This is a genomic window from Acidimicrobiales bacterium, assembly GCA_036491125.1.
Taxonomy (GTDB): Bacteria; Actinomycetota; Acidimicrobiia; order Acidimicrobiales; family AC-9; genus AC-9.
Genome location: DASXCO010000118.1, coordinates 1 through 3,251 on the forward strand (window position 1 = coordinate 1; position 3,251 = coordinate 3,251).

The following is a 3,251-nucleotide window of genomic DNA, read 5'->3' on the forward strand; positions in this document are numbered from 1 at the left end:
GCTGGGGGCGACGTCGTTGGGACCGTCGGCGTGAAACAGGGCGGCCAGCAGCTCGATCTGCCCACGGCCGACGCCCAGCTCCCCCATGCCGCCGCCGTACATCGGTCGCCCCTCCCGCGCGCAGCGCGCGTACACCTCGAACAGCCGGCGCAGGGTGCCGATGCGTGAGGGCTTGACGTTGACCACGCGGCCCGCGATCGGCGTGGCCCCGATGTCGTCGGCGCCATGGATCGGTGCGTCGTAGGAGACGCGGTCGAGGTGATCGCCCAGGCGCCGCGCGATCTCGGGCAGGTCATGCGGATCCTCCAGGTACGCGTCCGGGAACCCCGCGATGACGTGGTCATAGAGCGGTCCGAGCGCCTGCGGCTTCTTGACCTCGAGGCCGTACTGGCCCTTGAAGTCGATGGTGTCGACCGCCCCGGTGGCGGCGACCTCGTCCACGAGCCCCGGCGACCAGGTCGACTCCGCGTCGAGCTTGAAGCGCACACCCGGTGACCGGGCCAGGCGCCGGTGCACCGGCTCAATGGAGGGCTGCTCGCCCAGGCCCAGCGAGTTGACGAAACGCACCGGCCGCGGCTCCAGGCCGAGCACGTCGTGCAGGGAACGGCCGGCCTGGCGCAACGCGAGGTCCAGCGCCGCTGACTCGAACGCCCAGTTGCGCCAGTTTCGCGCCAGCTCCCACTCCGGCGGCTTGGGCCACGGGTCGAGCGTCGCGAGGTGATCGCAGAAGCCGGCCAGCGTCCACTCACCCGCAAGCGGGAGCGCGAGCTGCGTCTCGTGCAGGGAGCTGCCGTCCTCGACGTGGACCGAGACGTCCTCCCCCAGCCCGTCAGCGCCGGCACCGACCAGCCGCACCTGCGTCGTGACGCGCTGGAAGTCGTAGGTGGCGACGGCGTGCAGCCGCTCGTACTCGTATGACTCGATGGCGAGCGGCAGCTCCGCCAGGCGCGGCCAGAGCGATTCCACGTCCGTCATGGTGGCAGCCTCAATGGTGACGGGTCGGTTTGCCCCTCCCAGCGCTCATCGACAAGAACCCCTGCGCGCTGGCACTGGACTGCACCGGACCCCGGCGATAGCTTGGCTTGGGCCCGGCAACGAGGAACAGGAGAGCCGGTGGGCGAGATCGAGGTGATGGTCACCTACTGGACGGTGAGCGGTCCCGTGGTGGTCCATTTCGGGCGAGAATGGAGCACGTTCAGCTGGGAGGACCGCTGCGCTCACGCGCAACGCGTCGGCTTCACCGGCCTCGGCCTGTGGCACTCCGACGTCGAACATCAGCTCGAGTCCACGACGCTCGAGGATATGGCCAGGGTCTTTCGCGACCACGGCCTCAAGTACCTGGAGGTCGAATTCCTGGCCGACTTCTTCACCCCGCAGGGCAGCGAGCAGCGGAAGGCATCGGACGCCATGCGCCGGCAGCTGTTCGAGACCGCGGCCGCCTTCGACGCCCACCACATCAAGGTCGGGAACATCCCCGAGACCCCGTGCGAGCTGGACCGAGTCATCGAGGAGTACGCGGCATTGTGTGACGACGCCGCCAATCACACCGACGCCAAGGTCGCCTACGAGATCATCCCGTTTGACCCCAACGTCGGCACGCTCCAAGACGGCCTGCGCCTCGTCACCGAGGCCGACCGCCCCAACGGAGGCCTGGCCATCGACACCTGGCACATGGGCAAGCTGCAAATCGACCCCGAGCAGCTGGCGGCGATCCCGGCCCGGCACATCGCCTGGGTCGAGCTGTCCGACGGACAGGTCCAGTACATGGAGGACAAGCTCGACGAGGTCATCAACCGCCGCGAGCTCCCCGGCGAGGGCGAGTTCGACATCGCGGGGTACGTGAACGCACTGCACCGAGCCGGCTACCCCGGCCCGTGGGGCGCCGAGATCCTCTCTGAGAAGCTCCGCAACCTGCCCATCGAGCAGGAATTCGACCGTGCCTATGAGACGACGCTGGCGCAGGTCCGCGCCGGCGTCGTGTGAGAGGAGACCCGAGGATGAGCACCACCGAGCTGAGCGATGAGCGCCTGATCTGGATGTTCACCCAGATGCTGCGCATCCGGGATTTCGAGGAGCGCGTCAAGCGCACGTTCGAGGAGCACCCCGGCGTGATCCGCGGTCACACGCACCTCGCCGACGGCGCCGAGGCCTCCATCGTCGGGTCGCTGGCGACGCTGAAGGACGGCGACCAGCTGTTGACGACCTACCGCTGCCACGGCTACCCGATCACCCTGGGCACCGACACCAAGGCGATGATGGCCGAGATCTACGGTCGCGTAGACGGGCTGTGCGGCGGCTACGGCGGGTCGATGCACCTGTGCGATCCCGGACGCGGCTTCCTCGGCACGAGCGGCATCGTCGGCCAGGGCATCCCCCACGCGACCGGCGTGGCCTTCGCCGCCCAGATCCGCAAGCAGAACCAGGTGGTGCTCTGCTTCTTCGGCGACGGTGCGTCCAAGCAGGGTGCGTTCCACGAATCGCTCAACCTCGCTTCGTTGTGGAAGCTGCCCGTCGTCTACATCATGGAGAACAACGGCTACAACGTGGCCACGCACTCCGAGCAGGAGGACGCCAACGCCGCCAACGGCGAGCCGCTCTCGGTCAAGGCCAAGGCGTACAGCATGCCCGGCGTCACCGTCGACGGCACCGACCCGCTCGCTGTCTATGAGACGGTGAGCGAGGCCGTGGTGCGCGCCCGCGCAGGACAGGGGCCGACGCTGGTGGAATCCAAGGTCTACCGCCTGTCGGCCCACGGCAACCTCATTGCGCCGCCGGGGGTGCCCCTGCACTATCCCGAGCACGAGGCGATCACGGTGTTCGGCAACCGCGAGGAGTACGAGGCCGCCCTGCGCGGCGACCCCGTTCCCCGGTTCCGAGCACGGCTGATCGAGCAGGGCACGCTCGACGCCGAGCGCGCCGACGCGATCACCCTCCAGGTCACAGAGGAGATGGACACCGCCGTCCAGTTCGGCCTCGACAGCCCGTATCCCGAGCCCGAAGCGGCCACCAACTTCGTCTACGCCTAGACAGCGCCAGGAGAGACCGACATGGCACGAGAGATCCCCTACATCGCGGCCGTCAACGAGGCGATCCAGCAGGAGATGGCGCGTGACGACACCGTCGTGTTCTACGGCCAGGACGTCGCCCCGTCCGACGAAGACCCGCTGGTCAAGGCCTTCGGGCGTGACCGCGTCCGGGTCAGCCCCATCTCCGAGACCGCCGAGATCGGCATGGCGGTGGGCCTGGCCGTG

At 68.7% G+C, this 3,251-nt stretch carries 4 protein-coding genes; 3 read left to right on the forward strand and 1 reads right to left on the reverse strand.

Features of this window, described 5'->3' with window-relative positions; all coding sequences use genetic code 11:
* A partial coding sequence (locus VGF64_10040; protein HEY1635088.1) for a hypothetical protein occupies positions 1 to 975 on the reverse strand: 975 nt, incomplete at its 3' end.
* Positions 976 to 1,113: 138 nt separating this feature from the next.
* Between VGF64_10040 and VGF64_10045 the strand changes: the two genes are divergently transcribed.
* From VGF64_10045 to VGF64_10055, 3 genes are all read left to right on the forward strand, one after another.
* Entirely contained in the window at positions 1,114 to 1,983 is an 870-nt protein-coding gene (locus VGF64_10045; protein ID HEY1635089.1) for a sugar phosphate isomerase/epimerase family protein, read from the forward strand.
* Positions 1,984 to 1,997: 14 nt separating this feature from the next.
* On the forward strand, positions 1,998 to 3,026 hold the full coding sequence (locus VGF64_10050) for a thiamine pyrophosphate-dependent dehydrogenase E1 component subunit alpha (GenBank protein ID HEY1635090.1): 1,029 nt from the start codon (positions 1,998 to 2,000) through the stop codon (positions 3,024 to 3,026).
* 21 nt (positions 3,027 to 3,047) lie between these two features.
* Positions 3,048 to 3,251: hypothetical protein (locus tag VGF64_10055; protein ID HEY1635091.1), on the forward strand; the 204-nt coding region annotated here is incomplete at its 3' end.

What these genes read in the sequence shown, in the direction of transcription:
- VGF64_10050 (HEY1635090.1), top strand. Translation starts at nt 1,998, where the DNA reads ATGAGCACCACCGAGCTGAGCGATGAGCGCCTGATCTGGATGTTCACC.